Raw genomic sequence first — 17,676 nt, 5'->3', positions numbered from 1 at the left:
GCGTTTGGTCCGCGGCACCGCGCCCACACTAGGACGGCGCCACGGGCGACGGAAGGGGGCAACGCCGCGGCACAGGGCGCGCGGCGAGCTGCGCCCCTGCGGCCAACTCGGGGAGGGGATCGTCCCGCCCATTGCCGCTTGCGCCCCCCGCGTGCGGGGGCCTATGGGAGGGGCATGCGCGCGTCCCCTCAGCTTTCCGCTCTTGATCGTCGGCCGGCCGTGTTTCTCGATCGGGACGGGGTCCTGAACGAGGATTTCGGCTATGTGGGCAAGGTGGAGCGAGTGGTGATGATGCCCGGCGCCGGGGCCGCCGTCCGGCGCATCAATGCGGCCGGATACTTTGCTTTCGTGGTGACCAACCAGTCGGGCATTGCGCGCGGCCTTTATAGCGAGGCCGACTATTTCGCTGTTCGCGCCCACATTCACCATGTTCTTGAAGGGGAGGGCGGTCGCATCGATGCGGAGCGCTACTGTCCTTTCCACCCGGAGGGTCTTCTTCCAGCCTTCCGCCACGATTCGCCCTGGCGCAAGCCGAAGGCCGGCATGCTGCTGGACCTGATGGCGACGTTTCCGGTGGATCCCGCCCGGAGCTTTCTCATTGGCGACAAGGCGTCCGACCTCGAAGCCGCCGCTGCAGCGGGGATTGTCGGCTACCTGTTTCCTGGCGGCGATCTCGACGCCTTCCTCGCGCCCCTCCTGGCAGCTTGATCTGGGGGCGCACGCCCATGCGCTCTCCACAGCCCCATCTCGACGCCACCCCGCCCCTGAGGTAAGACGCCTGAAGGCCTTCGGGCCAGCGAGCGAAGGGCGCGTACCAAGTGAGCGAACCTGCGGCATTGGCATCCCCACGCGCGCACTGCAGACACCCCGCTCCCCACCGCCCGCTGGGCGGCCGGCGGGATCGGAGTGTCCGGGGGAAGGGTGGCCGAGTGGTTTAAGGCAGCGGTCTTGAAAACCGCCGTGGGTGCAAGCCCACCGTGGGTTCGAATCCCACCCCTTCCGCCATTTCACGAAAGTAGCATCTATTTACCAACGAGTTGGGAGGGTTTCGGCCTCCTTTCCCCTCATTCGTCCCCACATAAACGCTGGCCGTGCACGCACGAGGTCCATCTGAGCTGGCGGCAGCCAAGCGAATGGCGCCACGGCTGAAGCGCAGCTCTGTCGCACCGCGTGAAGCAATTGGGAGCCATGGCCCACCCCGGTGCTGAGGGGGCGATCGGCGCCAAATCCCACCAAGGGCAATGGCGGCCGCCGGAGAGGCCTCGGCGGCCGCTTAGGCGGCTTCTTCCGGCGACACGACCTCTGTCGAAGAGGCGGCTGTCGCTGCAATGGCACAGGTCGCCGGGAGTGAGGCTGTCGCGATCGCCTCGAACGACACGCTTGTCGTTGACGAACGGCCTGCCACTGAGCCGCCCGTGGCGACCGAGCCGTTCGAAGCGACGGCCACTCCTCTTGCCGAGACGGCCCAGTCCAACCCCCGTCGACGATCGCCTCTGGCGCGCCCTCGTTGTGGGGACGTCGTGCTCATGGCCGATTACCCGGAAGGCGAGTTCCAGGGCTGGTGGCCAGCCAAGGTCATCCCCCTCGTGCAGGGGCGGGCGAGCTGCGTCTACATCGACCATGAGGAGAGGGGGCACTTCTCGCGCCGGATCTGGATGGCGCGGATGGGCGCCTGTTGCCTTGTAGATCGTGGACGCCTTCTTGCGCCGGAACGCGTGAGTGCCATCCTCGTCTTGGCGTTGGCCGATCGCCAGCCCCCGCCGCTCCGTAGCTCACCACCTCACCCGGAAGCTGGCGGAGGCGCCGAACGTGGAATAACTCTCAGACACCTGGGCGTCGAGGCTCGCCGACAATGCGGTGTTCGGGCCGGCGAGGAATTGCAGGCCGGCATGCAGGTCGAGGGCGTTGCTGATGGTTGGGATAGCGGTGCCCGAGAAGGTGAGGTTGGGCAGTTCGGCGAACGCGCGCGGCACCTCCCGGTCTGGGCTGAAATCATGCATCCAGGCCGCCCGCAGATAGGGCGCCACGCGCTGCCCGTTGCTGGCCGTCCAGATGCCGTCGATTTGTAGCCCGAGATAGAGCGGCAGCGCGGTGATGGACGTCGCCTCATACCGGATGCCCGGCCCCAGCGTGAATTCCTCCGAACCCGAGCCCAGCCAGAGCTGGATCGGCTGGAAGGCCACGAACGGGGTCAGGTTGGCGCCGCTCGTGCCCAGCGCGAAGCTGTAGCCCGCTTCGATCCGCCCACCCAGGATCCAGCCGTCCAGCCCGCTGTCGGTCGCCAGGTTGAGGCCGAGGTTGTAGAGGTTGCGGCTGAAGTTCGTGCTGCCGTACCCTGCCGTCACGATGGCCGACACATAGGCCGGGCCGGCTTCATACAGGCCGTAGAGGCTCAGGCTGCCATAGCTTGTGGACACGTCCGCCCCATAGGCATTGGCGGCAAGGCTTGAGGTTGAGAAGCTGAGCGCCGCGCCCGCAAGCAGAGGCTGGCCATCCACAACCCCGTCCAGCCCCGCCATGCCGCCGATGCTGGAGCCCGACAGGCCCCCGCCCGTGGTCAGACTCGCCATGGGCGCGCCCCAGAAGAAGCGTCCGCCGCCCGCCGCGTCCTCGCTCGATCCTGGGTTCGAGCCGCTTGTGCCTCCGCCGGCAGAGGCAACGTAGCTGAGCGCCGTGGAAGCCGGGCGCAGCCCGCTGCGCCACAAGTCCATCTGCGTGGCGATGCCCGTAAGCGTCGCCGAGGCCGCATTGATCATTGTGGTGGGCACCATGGAGACGGCGCCGCCCCCCACCGTCTCATAGCTCTGGTCCAGTCCCGCCACCGTGGTTACCTGCAGCAAGGCCGGCACAATGGCCTCGAACAGGGCCGAGGAGCCGCGCCTTTGGATCTCCCCGACCAGCGTCCCCAACGCAAGGCCCCGCTTGGACAGGCCGAACGGGGTGAAGTCGATGGTGGTGCCAAGGCTGAGGCCCCCGCCGATATTGGCCAGCGAGAAATCCAGGATCGCCGTGTCGCCGAGCGCCACCAGATTGTCCGTGGTGAGCGTGCCCCCGACCGACAGGAAGGGGGTGTCGAAATGGCCCGCCATGGCGCGGCCGGGATTGTAGATGATGCCCAGCACCCCGCCCGAGAGGCGCGCGTCTCCGGTGACCGTGAACCTGTCGGACTGGCCCGAAAGCTGGTCCGCCCGCACGGCGAGCACGCCGGTGGAGGTCTGGACGAGGCTGCCATTGATGGTCACGGCGCCCAGCCCATCCGCCGCGCTTCGCAGTGTGCCGGCGTTGGTGAGAAGGTTTCCGGAGCCGCCGAGATCGAAGGCGGACCCGGCCGCGATGGTGCCGCCGGCAAGGTTTGTCACCCAGTTCGCCGCGCCCGTGGTGAGCGCGATATTTCCGGTGAGCGTGCCGCCATTTGTGATCTGCGCGAAGCCGTTCAGGGCGCGGATGGCCATGCCCTCGGCGCCGTCCACCGTGGACAGGGCACCGGAATTGTTGATGTAGGTCTCCGTGCCGTCGCTGGTGATGGCCGTGCCGCCGGCGCCGCCGAGCACCACGCCGCCGGCGCCGATATTGATGATCGGGTCGCTGGAGCCCTGCGTGTAGACGGCGGTGGCGCCCGCGCCCGTTGCGCTGACGGTGACGCCCGCACCGTGATTATAGATGACCTTGCCTGTGCTTAACGAGGCATCGGCCACCATCTCCAGGGTGGTGCCGTTCATGACGAGGCCGCCGCCTCCGCTCACCGACTGGGCGATGACGCCATAGGCGCCAGCACCGGTGGTGCTGACATTGGCGTTCACGTTCACCGTCACCGCCCCGCCCGTGCCGGTGCCGCCCGAAGATGTCCACGTGGTCGCCTGTCCGTCCGAGACGGCCACACCGCCACCGCCGCCGATGGACTGGGCGAGGACGCCCACAGCATTGGTGCCGCTGGTGGTCACCGAAGCTCCCACCGTGACCGTGACGGCTCCGCCATCGGAGGCCGTTGTGGGGCCTGCGAAGGTGACACTGCCACCTCCATTCGCGACGCCACCACCGCCGCCGATGCTTTGCGCGAGAATGCCGATCGCCCCGTTGCCGGTGGTGGAGACGGCTCCGGTGGTGGTCAATTTGAGCGTGCCGCCCGCGCCGCTGCTTGAGCCGCCCAGCGTCGTGGAGAGCCCGCCCGTCATGGCCGAGCTTGTGCCGACACTGGCGACACCGCCGCCGCCGCCGATGGACTGGGCGAGAAGGCCGAAGGCCGCGGTACCGGAGGTCGAGAGGCCGGCGGCCGTAACCTTGACACTCCCGCCATCATTGCCGCTGCCGCCCGTCCCCGCCAAAGTGAGCGTTCCGCTGACACCATCACTGCTGAACGTGGACGAACTGGCAGCGCCGATGCCCCCGCCGCCACCGATGGACTGGGCGAGGATCGCCACCGCTGCGGCGCCCGAGGTGGTGATCGTCTCTGCCGTTGTTACCTTCACGGCGGCGCCGGTCTGGCCGCTGCCGGCGCTGCCGCCGAGCGCCATGCTGAAGGAGGCGTCCGATCCGCCCGAGGCGCCGCTGGTCGCTGCCCCCGCCGTTCCACCGCCGCCGCCTACGGACTGCGCCAGCAGGCCATAGGCCTGAATGCCGCCGGTGGTGATTGCCGCATTGGCGGTCACCTGGACCTCGCCGCCGGCGCCGCCTCCGCCGCCCGATCCGCCGAGACCGAAGGCCAGCGCATAGCTGCTGTTGCTGGCATTGACCGTGCTGGCGCCGCCCGCGCCGCCGCCGCCGCCGACGGACTGGGCAAAAATGCCGGCCGCATTGGCGCCTTGTGTGCTGATTTGCACGTTCGACGTGACCAGCACCTTGTCAGCGCTGCCCCCGGCGCTCCCTGATCCGCCCAACCCCAGCGCCAGCGCGACGCCGTCGGTGGTGGAAGCGGAGGTCGAGGCGCTGGAAGCTGAGCTGCTGCTGCTGCCATTGCCGCTACTGCTGCTTGGCCCTGTCGCCGCCGAAACGAGAACGCCGCCCGACCCACCGCCGCCGCCCACCGACTGGGCGAAGATACCGTGGGAATTGAAGCCCTGCGTGCTGATGCCCGGATCGGTCGGGAACGCGCCGGACGCATTCACGGTGACAGTCACCTCTCCGCCGTCCCCGCCGCCCGATGAACTGCCGCCGAGGCCGAGTGCCAGGGAGAGGGCGCTGCCTGAGGATGAGGTCGTGGTGGAGGATCCGCCATTGCCGCCGCCATTGCCAACCGACTGGGCGAAAACACCGGCCGAGTTGGCACCCGTCGTCTGCAGGGTACCGATGGTGTTGACCGTGACGGTGCCGCCCGTGCCACCGGCCATGCCATTGCCACCGAGCGACAGGGAGGCGCTGTATTCACCCGCCGAGCTGTTGGTGGTGGAGGCTCCGCCATTGCCGCCGCCGCCGCCTACCGATTGGGCGAAGATGGCCGGTGAGTTATCAGCGGGAACGAGGCTGCTGGTCCCGCTCACCAGATTAATGCCCGTGAAAATCCCAAATTCGTTATTGATCCAAACGGTGTTCCCATTGCCGGCTTGCCCGCCGCTGCCACCGAGGCTCATGGCCAGCGCATACCCGCCATTGGTCCCGGCTTGCGCGCCGGGCTTGCCGCCGTTTTCTCCTGCCGCCGAAGCGGTGCTTGAGCCGGTTGCTGAACCGGACAGGCTACCTGTGGCGCTGGATGCGCTGCCGCCGGAACTGGATGAGCCCGGTGCGCTGGCGGCCGCGCTGCTGGACGCGCCCGACCCGCCTCCTCCGCCGACTGACTGTGCAAAAATTCCCGCGGCGTTCGGACCAAGGGTGCTGATGGTGGAGGAAGCCATCGACGTGACGGTGACGGTGCCGCCGTCTCCGCCATTGCCGCCGCTGCCGCCGAGGCTCATGCTGAGCGCGGCCTGCCCGCCGCTGGAGGCGGTGCTGGAGGATGACCCGCCCAAGCCGCCTCCGCCGCCCACCGACTGGGCGAAGATGCCCGCAGCCTGGAGGCCGATGGTCTGGATGGAGCCTGTGGCTGAAACCCAGACACTGCCGCCGCCGCCCCCCGGACCGCCGCCCCCGCCGAGGGTGAAGGAGGCTGCATAGGAGCTACCGCTGGAATTTGCGCTGGCCGATCCGCCGCTGCCGCCGCCGCCGCCCACAGACTGGGCGAAGATGGCTGTGGACTGGTCTCCGCCCGTCGAAATGTTCGAGCTGCTCGTGACATTCACCGTGGAGCCGGCGCCGCCCTGTCCGGCAAAACCGCCAATGGTCAACGCCGCTGCGATTCCGTTCGCGGCATTGCTGCTGCCGTTTTGCGGGCTGGAGCCGTCGGCCCCGGACACGGCAGAGCTGATATTGCTCGCGATCTGGCCCGCGCCAGCCCCCGCAACGGAGGTGACGCCGCCTTGCAGTTCCTGTCCCTGTCCAGCATCAGTGGTGCTGGACGCCGCGCCGCCATTGCCTCCCCCACCGCCGACGGACTGGGCAAGGATGCCGTAGGACAGGTTACCGTAGGTGATGATCCCTCCTCCGGAATTGACGGTCACGGTTCCATCGCTATCACCGCCCCCGCTGCCATATCCTCCGATGGCGACGCCTGCCGCATAATTGTTGCTCGACGCCGTGGACTGGGTCCATCCGCCATTGCCGCCCCCGCCGCCGATGGACTGCGCGATCAATGCTGACGAATGCTGGCCATAGGTCGTGACCGACCCCGTTGTCGCACCGTTGTTGACATTGAGCGTTACTGAACCGCCCGAGCCGCCATTCGCGCCGCCCCCGCCCAGCGCCACCGAGACGGCCGCGGTGGAGGAAATGGCATTGGCATCCGCCGAGCCGCCATTGCCGCCCGAGCCGCCGATGGATTGCGCGAGGATGCCGGGCGACTGATCGTTGCTGAGGGTGAATGGGTTGCCGGTGATGATCATGCCGGTCTGCGTCACCTGCACGAAGGTGGCATCCCCGCCAGAGGCGCCGCTACCGCCGATGGTGACACTGGCTGCGGCGCCGTCCGTGCTGTCGCTTGTGCCGGAGACGCTGAAAGCCCGGCTCGAGCCGCCATTGCCACCCGCCCCGCCGATGGATTGCGCGAGGATGCCGGCTGAGAGGTATCCATTTACGATTATGTCCGCCGCAAGCACGGTGACGCTGCCGGCCGCCTGGCCACTTCCGCCGCCCCCGCCGGTTGCACCGGCACCACCCACCGAAACCTTGGCATCGCCGCCGCCGGTCGCCCCGGACCCGGCAATGGCAAAGCCACCATTGCCGCCCGAGCCGCCAATGGACTGCGCCAGGATACCCGGTGACTGAGAGAATTGCGTGGTGATGGCCTCGGTGGCGGTCACGGTGACGTCACCGGCGCCGACGTAGCTGCTGCTGCTGTTTGTGCTGCCGCCGCCACCGCCAAGCGTGACGTCGGAAGAAAACACGATGGAGCCCGCCGCGCCGGCGCTGAAGCCTCCATTGCCACCGGAACCGCCGATGGACTGCGCCAGAATGCCCGGCGAAATCAGGCCATTGGTGGCCAAGGCCCCATCCGCGGAGACGGTTACCAGACCGCTGACACCGCCACCGCCGCCGCTGCCGCCGAGGCCTACGCTCGCCGCTCCAACACTGGCCAGCGACCCGGCGATATCCCAGCCGCCGCTGCCACCCGCCCCGCCAATGGACTGGGCGATGATGGCGGGAGACTGATCGCCATCGGTGGTGACGGCACCGTTCCCATGGTTGATGGTCACCGCACCGCTCGTGCCGCCATTGCCCCCACCGCCGCCGATGGTGGTCGTGGCACTGGCGCCGGACGACAGGCCGGCAGCCACAGCGAAGCCACCCGTGCCGCCCGCGCCACCGAGGGACTGGGCAACGATTCCGGCCGACAGGGAGCCGATCAGCGTGATGCTGTTGTAGTTTGCGATGGTAACCGCGGCGCCCGTCCCGCCGGAGCCGCCGGAGCCGCCGACTTCCAGGTTGGCGGTGCCCTCTCCCGAGACCGAGCCGGCCACAGCAAATCCGCCTGAACCGCCGCCGCCGCCGATGGACTGGCCAAGGATGCCGGGCGCATTGCCATAAATGGCAGCGCCACTCGTGCTTCCCGACACCGTGCCGGGTGACACGAGAGCCCCGTAATTGGTGATCGAGACCGTGTTCGCGGATGAACCGGCGCCGCCACTGCCGCCCACGGCCAGTGTGGCCGCGCCCCCAAGGCTGGCATTGCCGCTGGCGGCAAAGCCGCCATTGCCGCCGCCGCCACCGATGGACTGGCCCAGGATGATCGCCGCGCCACCGCCGGACGCGGTGAGCGTGCCGCCCGCATTTTCGATGAAGACTGTGTTGGAATAGTTGCCGCTTCCGCCCAGCCCGCCGATGCTGGCGCCGAGGCCCGGCCCCAGCGAGAGGGTGAGCGATGTGGTGTAGCCGCCATTGCCGCCGCCACCACCGATGGATTGGACGGCGATGGCGCTGGACTGGTAGCCGCTCGTGGTGATGTCGGTGGGGCCGGCGGGACCGGAATTCGTATCGTTATACGCATAGGCCCAGCCGCCGGAGCCGCCGTCGCCACCCGTGCCACCGAGCGCGAGGTTCACTGCCGCCACCTGGCTGGCGCCCGCCGAAATGGCCGCGCCGCCATTGCCGCCACCGCCACCGATGGATTGAGCGATTAGGCCTGGCGAGCGGTCCCCCGTCGTGGTGATGGTGCTGCCCTGGTTGACCGCGGCGGCGGTCGAGCCATACCCACCGGCGCCGCCGGTGGTCCCAAGCGCGAGGGCGACGGAGGCGCCCTCCGAAAGGCTGCCGGCGATGCTGGCCCCGGCATTTCCGCCGCCGCCGCCGATGGACTGCGCTACGACGCCGGGCGAATCCGAGCCGGACGTGACGATGCCGACCCCGCCGGTACCCGCAAAAACGTTGCCGCCATTGCCGCCGGTGCCGCCAGATCCCCCCACCGCGAGGGAGAAGGCCGCGGCTTCCGTGCCGGACAGCGAGACCGAATAACCGCCATGCCCGCCTCCGCCACCGATGGACTGGGCAACAATACCCGCTGAGCCGATACCGTTGGTGCTTATGGTGCCGGGGCTGAACCACTCCAGCATCAGGGCTCCGCTGTTGGTGCAGGCGGCGCCGTAGTTCGCGCCGGCATCCCCGCTCGTGCAGTTCACGGTCACCGCATTGGCGCCACCGCCCGAGCCGCCCGAACCGCCGTGGGAGATCGAAGCGCCAGCCGTCAGGCTCAGCGATATCGCCACCGCACCCCCACCCGTTCCGCCGCCACCGCCGATGGATTGAGCCAGAATGGCTGCGGAGTTGACTTCCTGCGTGCTGATGCTGCCCGTATTCACGACGGACACGGTGGCACCGTTACCGCCCGAGCCGCCGGTGCCACCAACGGTGAAGGCGGTGCCCGCGACCAGAGAGGCGGATGTCGAAAGGCCGAACCCGCCCGCGCCGCCGCCGCCACCGATGGACTGGGCGAGAATGCCGAAGGCACCGCCGGCGCTGTCCGAAGGTGGACTGGCGCCGCTGCAGCTGCCGCCCGTGCATATGGTTCCGTAATTCGCGACCGTTACCCCGGACCCGTAGCCGCCCTCGCCGCCAGAACCGCCGATCGCCACGGGGGCGCCGCCGAACGCCATGCCGCCCGAGCCACCCGCGCCGCCGACCGATTGGGCGAATATGCCTGGAGAGGAAGCGCCAGAGGTTGAGATTTGGGCATAACTGACCACGGACACCGTCCCGCCATAGCTGGCCGGACCACCGGACCCGCCCAGCGCGGTGAGCCCGGCCGCGACGCCCGCATTTCCCCCGCCCCCGCCAACCGACTGGGCGTAGATGCCATAGGACCCGTTGCCGCCCGTGCTGACGGTGATGCTGTCCGCGAGATAAGGAGCGACGTTTGACGCGGCAGTGTTTGACCAGTCAGGGTTTGGCAGGCCATTGAGCGTGACCGCGACATTCCCGCTGTCGCCGCCATAGCCGCCGCCGCCGCTCACCCCACCGAACCATCCAGCGGTCGACCCCCCGCCACCGCCGTTGCCACCAATGCTCTGGGCAAAGATCGCGGTCGACTGTTGCGAGAACACATTCGCGGAACTGGTGATCGTTACAGTACCGCCGGTTCCGCCGGCTCCCGCCGTTCCACCATTGCCGCTGCTGATGGAACTGTTCTCGTTGCCGCCATTGCCGCCTTGCCCGCCCACGCTCTGCGCCCAGATGCCGTAAGCATCGGGGAGCACCGTCGTCAAGGTGACGTTGTTGGTGATCGTGACGGCAACCTCGCCGCCATTGCCACCACCGCCGCCGGCGCCGCCTTGAAAGCTCAACGATGAGGTGGAGCCGCCATCGCCGCCCTGGCCGCCCTGGGACACGAGGACGATGCCGGAATAATTGAAAGTGTAGCTGCCCGCGGGCGTATCGATCCCGAAGCTGACTCCGTCCCCAATCCCGCCGGGGCCGCCGGGGCTACCTCCATAGCAACTGCCGCCGCTTCCCCCTGCGCCGCCCTCTCCGCCGGTGACGACCGCGACGACCAGCGTCGCGTCGAAGGGGCCACCGGAGCTCAGGCCATACGGGAAGTACCCGCCGGCAGAGGCGGACGGACTGCCGGGGGTGCCTTCATAGGGCGGGTAGGCGCAACTCAACGGGGCGTTCTGGCCGCTGGAGCCATTGCTGGCGGGAGTTGAGGGTGAATAGTTGTACATGATCGGGCCGATCGACGGCGCGGTCGGCGCGGTCGGGGCGGCGGTCTGGGCCGCCGCCGGGAGCGTCAAGGCACATAGCGCGACCGACGACATGAGAATCGGCAGCGACCTCGCAAGAGGGCCGGAGACCTTCAATGTCTTCCGCGAGAACAACGTCGGACGAACCATGCCTGTGCCTCGGTCGGAGCCAAGGAACGCTGGTTTTTCCTGCATTCCTCAACGTATGTCATAAAACATGTCTGGGTTAGGTCTGGGGCTCGGGCGTGGTATAGGCAATGCCACAGATTGGAATCGTCGGATTGCACATGCAGGGGGTGAGCTCGACAGACGGCGCGGCATTGGCGCCCGCCACGCCTTTCCCCGAGCCGATTGTCAGAGTCTTCGGCGCCAAGGCGATTGACGATCTCATGCGGGCGCCCGGATTTCCGGCGGCCATCCGCGCGGCGGCCGGTAACGCCGTTCGCCTTTACGACGGCAACTGGCTACGCAACCGGCTGCTGAATGATCGCGGGCGGCTTCTGGCCGTCCTGCTCATTCTGGATCTGCATTTCACTGAGAGCGGCGGCACGGGCGTGACCGGGGCGCGGCTGCGCCGCGAAGTGGTGAACCTAGACGTGTGCAGTCCTGGGCGCGCCACGGCCTTCCTCGCCGCGTTGCGTTTCAAGCATCTGCTCATTGCGGCCCCTCACTCCCCCGCCAAGGAACGACGCCTGATGCCGAGCGCGACACTGCTGCAGATGCATCGGGAGCGCTGGAACGGAATGTTCTCCGCCATCGCTCACGTGGATGCGCCGGCGGCTGCCGCGGCGCGCGCCTTGCCGGACGAAATCCTCTTCGGCCCGTGCACCCATGCGATGGCGGAAGGCTTCAGACAGGGCGTGCGTGTCTTAGAGGCGACCCCGGAATTACGCAGCATCGCGGAACGGGATGTCGGCCTCGTCACGCTGGTATCTTTGGTCGCCAATGGCGGGGCAGCCTCCATCACCCAACTGGCGCGACAGTTCTCCGTATCCCGCGCGCACATTGCCAATGTTCTGCAACTGGCGGAGGCGGAGGAACTCGCCTGTAGTGAGTCCGGCCGGGGCGGATATCGGGCCGGGCCGGCTTTGATGCCGGTTCTGATGCGCTTCTATGCTGTCATTTTCCTGACCTTCCTTTCGGCCTTGCGACAAGGGCAGCATGAGGCGCCGCGCTCAATCGGTACAGGCACACACCCCCCGGCATATTGAGCAGCCCTCACCCTCACATTCGGTCGGGTGCACCAAGGCCCGGGCACTCCGCGGGATCAAAAGGCGTTGAGATTTGGTCAAACAAGCGCTTGTTCCGCGCGGCCGACGTGCACGTCTTTCCGGTGACACTCGGCTAATCATAAGCAATGTCGGCTTTTGGGAAACCGCTAGGGTCAATCAAACGGCAGCAATGGGGGCGTTGCGGACAGACGGCTCCGGAGCCGGAAGGAGAGTGTCAGCATTTAGGAGCTGGGCGTTGGGAAAGCAGACATAATGACGTTGTCCCCCGTGGCAGGCCATATATCGTGCGTCCCGTCGTTGATGGTCTGCATCGGCCCTCATCCGTGAGTTTCCAAACGGGCTCTCAGAGGTCATTCGAATCGCCGGCTTCGCCGGAGGTTTCGGCCTGCGGCTACTGGAGAGGGGAGAATATCTCTGGGATCAGTAATGTCGCCTCTACTGAGGCGAACCCCTCGACGTCGAAACCCGCCATGTCCGCGATGAATAAGTCACTGGCCATATAGCGATCGGAAACCGCCTTGGGATCGGCACCTTCGGGATAGCTGACGAGTGCCACGACTTTCGCTGGATCATTCGCGACGGCAAACACGCCATGCGTGACGATTTCGAAAGCTTTCAGGCTCTCGATATGCTTGATCCATATCTCACGGTAGGCTGTAGCGGCCTGAGCGGATTTCAGTGTGTAGACGCGCATTTCATATGTTTTCACTAATTTTCTCCTTGGACTTTGTCTGAGCGGGTGTTTGCTTCCAAGGCAATTATTCTGCCGCAAGATCTTGAGGCGCGATACTCGAGTAACCGGCGATCAGTTCCTGCATGATGGCATTTGCCGGTTGAATGGTTTTCAACAGGCCGACATTCTGGCCAACGACGAGGCTCCCATTCTCGGTGTCGCCTTCAACTGCCGCCTTGTGCAACACGCCATGCCCCATCTGGCGGATGCGCTCGCCGGATTGCGCACGGGGCAATTCACGCTCGACGCGCAGCATTTCTTGCGTCAGCCGGTTGTGAAGCCCGCGCACCCCGTCGCCCGCGTCAATGCCGGTGACGACCGTGTCGCCTTCCGAAGCGGCAATGATGGCGTTCTTGTAGTTGATATGGATCGGGCATTCCTCCGCCAGCAGAAAACGGCTGCCAACTTCCACCCCCAGGGCGCCGAGCATGAAGGATGCGGCCACACCGCGCGCATCAGCCACGCCGCTGGAATTGATGACCGGAATGGCGACGGCATCGACCACTTGCGGGATAAGTGAGAAGGTGCCGGTAAAGCCGTAGATATGGCCGCCCCCGTCATAGCCCTTGACTGATACGAAATCCGTTCCCGCCGCTTCGAACACCTTGGCATCCGAGACGGAAGCCGCCTTGCCTATGGTGGCGATGCCCTGGTTCTTGAGCGCCTCAACGTAGGGTGGAAGGGCCGAGAAATGATCACGGTCTGCTTCGATCTCGACGACCTTGACGCCCTCGCGCAGCGCAATTTCCATCAGCGTGTCGGCATCCGGCAGGCCGATGATGATGTTGAGCCCGAAGGGGGCCGCCGTCAGTGACCGAGCGGCGCGGATTTCGGCCTGGAAGAGATCCGGCGGGCAGAAGCCGAGACCCATGATGCCCAGCCCGCCGGCATTGGAAACGGCTGCCGCCAGCTTGCTGTCCGAGGCCCAGGCCATTGGTCCTTGCAGGATCGGATAGCGAATGCCGAGTTTATCGCAGATGATATTGTTCATGATATCTTCTTGCCTTAACGTGACGGCTGCGGCGTTGCTTATCGAACACGGTAAGAACGTGCGGCATGTCTGTGCGGTGCGATCTTAAGCATGTGAAAAATCGCCTTCGGATTGATGCCGCGGACTAGAAGTCGATCCCGCCGATCATCTCAAAGATTGCAGCCTTGTTGATCCGGGTTGCCCCCTGCCTGCCGGTCACCTGGCACAGGGACTGGCATCCGCTATGCCCCTGTCCCGGCAGATAGACGAATTCCGGTCGCTCCAGCATCGCCGTAAGAACGATGTCGAGGTCGATCGCCGGGGCGCGAATATGGGCAACGGAGGGATAGCGCTGCCCCGTCTCGGGGCTGGTCCAGATGCGATCGTAGGTCACCTGCGCTCCGACATTCATCTGCACGCCATCGTCACGCAGATAGGTCAGGGCGTTCCACCGCGTCTCCGGCTCCATGACGTCCCAGAAGGAAATGGCCGACCGGTCGCCGTCCCCGAAGGTCAGTCCCAGCCAGGTCCAGTGCGACTGGTTTATAAGTTCCGCCTGCTGCGCGAGCGCCTCTGGGCTTGCCTCGCCCGCGCGCCCCCATTGGCGATCAAACCAGACCGATGGAGCGTCGACCGCGAAGTCCTCGCCGTCGATCGTCAACGTTCCCTTGGCGCGCATGTTCGGAAAGGCATATTCGTAGGAGTCGGAGCCGAGCAGGTGCAGCAGGCCCGTCGTACCGTTATAAAGTTCCTCGCGCTGTGGTGTTAGCACCACATCCAGAGCGTTGAGCCCGGACTTCACCGTGAGCTGGAATTGGGAACGGTCGCCGCTGAAGGTACCGAACTGAGATGAGACGCGGCATTCGCTCGTCGACGCGCCGACCGCCAGCGACTTCGCTTCGGCGGCAACGGAGGGGCGCCAGATGCCGTCGGTCCCGTTCATCACCAGGAATTCGGTCGTGCTGCCCAAGGGACTGACACCCTGATGCCACTCGAAGCCCAGAACTTTTCCTCCGCCTTCGAAGGCGGCATTGACATACCAGGATTCCAAGACGGAATCGGGATGGCTCGGTAGATCCCTGGCCGGATCGACAAAGAGCGGGATCCCCGACACGAAGCGCCGGGTTCCATCCGCGCGGGCGCTGGCACCAATTGCGCGCGAAGGAAGGGAACTCTGGCTATCGGCGCTTTCCATGATCTGATCCTTCCTTTGAGAAGCGGCGCGGCCCTGCGCCAGAGCGGGCGGCGGTCAGCTGCGGCACACGCCTTCGTATTTGGGCTCCGTTGGCGGGGTCGATTTCAGCAATGACATGCGTCCCGTCGGGATGAAGGACGGTCAAGCGTGACCTCGCCTGCCGAATACATCTTCTCCTCGCCCCGGTAGGTGCGATTGGTGATGTCGGTAATGTTGAGAATACTGGCGATCTGGACCGGCCCCCGGCATCGAACCGATGATCTGATGGACAAGGCAGTTCAGCCTGTGCCCCGCTGTCGTTTCGAGACAGCCGATGAAGAACCATGAATTGCGCATTCCATCCTGCAGGTAGCGCAGACTGGAAACAGGATCGAAGAGTGGCGGGACGACGTCCCTCCTTGCCCGCGATGAGTTGGAAGAGGTGATAGCGCTCGACACCGTGAGGACCGGCGGCAGGCCGAGGGCTACGCCACCTGAAACAGCACCGGCATGTGGAACAGCCCGGCCACTTGCGTTCTGCTGCTCTGCGGTCGAATTTGGGTTCACGGACGGCATGAGGTACCATTTCGCTACACTCATATAGCGAAATAACTAGGAGCCTGCCATCTCCAGATCAAGGGCTGTGTCGGCCCTCCGCACGAATTGTTTGGTTACTGAAGATTCAGGGAGAGTGATGGCGAAATCCGATGAAACTGCCGCCCAGGCAGGACGGCCGCGTGACAAGTTGCTCGATGACACGCTGATCCGCGTCACGCTTGAGGTGCTGAGCCAGACAGGGCTGGAGGGCGTTACATTTGCCAGGATCGGACGCATGTCCGGTATCCCTGCAACCAGCATCTATCGTCGCTATCCGGATGCGCGCAGCCTGGTCCTTGCCGCGATCCAGGCCGATCTCGACAAGACCCATTTTGATCTGGAAGATCAGGGCTCGCTGCGTGCCGACCTGCTCGCCTTCATGCGCGGGATTACCAAGGCCCTTTGTCCGGAACGGGCGCGTATGCTGGCTGGCCTGTTGCTGCCGGTACAGAGCGATCCGGTACTGGAGGCCATGTTTACCGCCAAGCTCGATACGCTGCGCAACGAAGGATGGCGTGCTGCCATTGGCCGAGCGGTTCAGCGCGGCACTTTGCGCCGCGAGGCGCTGGTGGCGCAGCCGCTTGATGATGTCGCGCACACCATGATATTTCACCAGACTGTGGTGATGCGGATCCCGGCGGATGACATTTTTCTCAACCGATTACTGGACAGCGTCCTGATGCCCGCGCTGGAGCCGTTCCGCATCTAAATATAGGCTACGGCTTTGGTCGCGCCTACCGTCGTCGGAAGGACCGAACGCCGTCGGCCACGAGGGTGCGAAACAGGCGGCCCTCGAACGTTACGCCATCGATCTTTACCTGCTTTGCCCCTGCGCCAGTTCGATTGCAGGAAGCGCATCCGGAAGGGATGGACCGGGCACTGACGCCCCCTTTGAGACCATTGAGAAGGCCACGGCGTTAGAGGACTATGGCGCCTCAAGGATTTTCGACGCATCGCCACCCGCTACGACAAGCTCGCCGTGAACTTCGCAGCCGCCGTCACGCTTTCCGCTATCGTTATCTGGTGGACCTAATTGAGTCTGGAGCCTAACACTACTTTGGCATATTTTGGAGTGTCGGGCGTTTTTGGGATTCCCGCGACGGGGTTTGCGTGATTCATGGGTGGTCGGCTTTCTGGAGGGCCGACCATGGATGCGAACTGGAAGTCCGACCTCGAACAGTGGCTTGTGCCCTTTCTGGATGCCCTGCGGCACAAGGTTCGGGCGCGGATGTGTCCTGCCTATGTGGCGGGTCTGATCGGAGCGGGCGAGCGCAAGAGCATCCAGCCGATGGCGGCCCGCAACGGCGAGGTTGGCTACGACCAGCTCCATCACTTCATCACCAGTGGCGTTTGGGATGCCGCGCCATTGGAGAAGGTCCTGCTCGTCGAGGCCGACAGGATGATCGGCGGCGCCGAGGCCTGGCTGATCGTCGATGACACGGCGCTGCCGAAGAAGGGAGAGCGCTCGGTCGGCGTCGCGCCGCAATACGCCTCGGCCCTGGGCAAGACCGCCAACTGCCAGACCCTGGTATCGCTGACGCTGGCGTCCGGCGAAGTTCCGGTCATGGTGGGGTTGCGGCTGTTCCTGCCCGAGAGCTGGACAAGCGATCCGGCACGATTGGCCCGCGCCGGTGTGCCGGACGATCATGCCGGCTCTCGGAGCAAGCCCGAGATCGCGCTCGCCGAGATTGATCGGGCGCGCACGGCCGGCCTGCGCTTCGGCTGCGTGCTCGCCGATGCCGGTTATGGCCTCTCCGCGCCGTTCCGGCAGGCCTTGAGCGCGCGTGGCCTCGCCTGGGCCGTCGGCATCGGAGCCCGCCAGAAGGTCTATCCGGCCGACGTGGCTCTTGCCTTTCCCGTCTCCGGGCGTGGCCGCCCACGCAAGAACCCCGTGCCCGATGCCACGTCGGTCTCGGCGGAGAAGACGATGGCGGCGGTACGCTGGCGCGCGTTGAGTTGGCGGCGTGGCACCAAGGGGCCACTGAAAGCCCGCTTCGCTGCCGTGCGGATCAGGGTGGCGGACGGGCCACCCCAGCGCATCGGCGCCATGGGACAGCAGCATCTGCCGGGCGAAGAGGCCTGGCTGATCGGCGAGCGCCGCTCGAATGGGGAGCGCAAATACTATCTCTCGAACCTGCCGGCTGGCACACCGCTCAAGCGCCTGGCCGGCGCAATCAAAGCCCGCTGGATATGCGAGCAGTGGCCTGCTGCCGGTTTCGTGGACACCGAGATAAGGTGATCAACGGGACTGGAGAGCGGGAATGCAACGACGGAGG

At 66.0% G+C, this 17,676-nt stretch carries 7 protein-coding genes, 1 tRNA gene and 2 pseudogenes; 6 read left to right on the top strand and 4 right to left on the bottom strand.

All coding sequences use genetic code 11. The annotated features are described in order from the left end of the window. Positions 1–174: 174 nt before the first annotated feature. Both ACT54L_RS04870 and ACT54L_RS04865 read left to right on the top strand, forming a co-directional pair. The gene (locus tag ACT54L_RS04870; protein ID WP_476084425.1) at positions 175–708 is read left to right on the top strand and encodes a D-glycero-alpha-D-manno-heptose-1,7-bisphosphate 7-phosphatase; all 534 of its coding nucleotides are present in this window, start codon (positions 175–177) and stop codon (positions 706–708) included. A gap of 207 nt (positions 709–915) precedes the next feature. Then, positions 916–1,005 (top strand) — tRNA-Ser (locus ACT54L_RS04865). 767 nt (positions 1,006–1,772) lie between these two features. Here ACT54L_RS04865 and ACT54L_RS04860 read toward each other — a convergent pair. Then, positions 1,773–10,676, bottom strand: coding sequence for an autotransporter outer membrane beta-barrel domain-containing protein (locus ACT54L_RS04860; RefSeq protein WP_476084424.1), 8,904 nt, complete (start codon positions 10,674–10,676; stop codon positions 1,773–1,775). A gap of 305 nt (positions 10,677–10,981) precedes the next feature. Here ACT54L_RS04860 and ACT54L_RS04855 point away from each other — a divergent pair, with 305 nt between their 5' ends. After that, positions 10,982–11,905 (top strand): hypothetical protein, encoded by a 924-nt coding sequence (locus ACT54L_RS04855; protein WP_476084423.1) that lies wholly within the window; start codon positions 10,982–10,984, stop codon positions 11,903–11,905. A 412-nt stretch (positions 11,906–12,317) separates the two neighbouring features. Here ACT54L_RS04855 and ACT54L_RS04850 read toward each other — a convergent pair whose 3' ends face one another. From ACT54L_RS04850 to ACT54L_RS04840, 3 genes are all read right to left on the bottom strand, one after another. Beyond that, positions 12,318–12,635 (bottom strand): NIPSNAP family protein, encoded by a 318-nt coding sequence (locus tag ACT54L_RS04850; protein ID WP_476084422.1) that lies wholly within the window; start codon positions 12,633–12,635, stop codon positions 12,318–12,320. A 49-nt stretch (positions 12,636–12,684) separates the two neighbouring features. After that, the gene (locus ACT54L_RS04845; protein WP_476084421.1) at positions 12,685–13,650 is read right to left on the bottom strand and encodes an NAD(P)H-dependent flavin oxidoreductase; all 966 of its coding nucleotides are present in this window, start codon (positions 13,648–13,650) and stop codon (positions 12,685–12,687) included. Positions 13,651–13,774: 124 nt separating this feature from the next. Then, entirely contained in the window at positions 13,775–14,824 is a 1,050-nt protein-coding gene (locus tag ACT54L_RS04840; RefSeq protein WP_476084420.1) for a lipocalin-like domain-containing protein, read from the bottom strand. 673 nt (positions 14,825–15,497) lie between these two features. Here ACT54L_RS04840 and ACT54L_RS04835 point away from each other — a divergent pair. The 3 genes and pseudogenes from ACT54L_RS04835 to ACT54L_RS04825 form a co-directional block, all read left to right on the top strand. Then, positions 15,498–16,109 (top strand): TetR-like C-terminal domain-containing protein, encoded by a 612-nt coding sequence (locus ACT54L_RS04835; RefSeq protein ID WP_476084419.1) that lies wholly within the window; start codon positions 15,498–15,500, stop codon positions 16,107–16,109. Positions 16,110–16,331: 222 nt separating this feature from the next. Continuing rightward, a pseudogene (locus ACT54L_RS04830) lies at positions 16,332–16,433 on the top strand (IS5/IS1182 family transposase); the annotation flags it as partial. A gap of 77 nt (positions 16,434–16,510) precedes the next feature. Further along, positions 16,511–17,600, top strand: a pseudogene (locus ACT54L_RS04825) (IS701 family transposase); the annotation flags it as partial. Between the last annotated feature and the right edge of the window lie 76 nt (positions 17,601–17,676).

This window comes from Aquabacter sp. DMC10 (genome assembly GCF_056314145.1).
The sequence above is the reverse complement of the archived record's forward strand: the minus strand, read 5'-3'. Positions and strand labels throughout refer to the sequence as shown.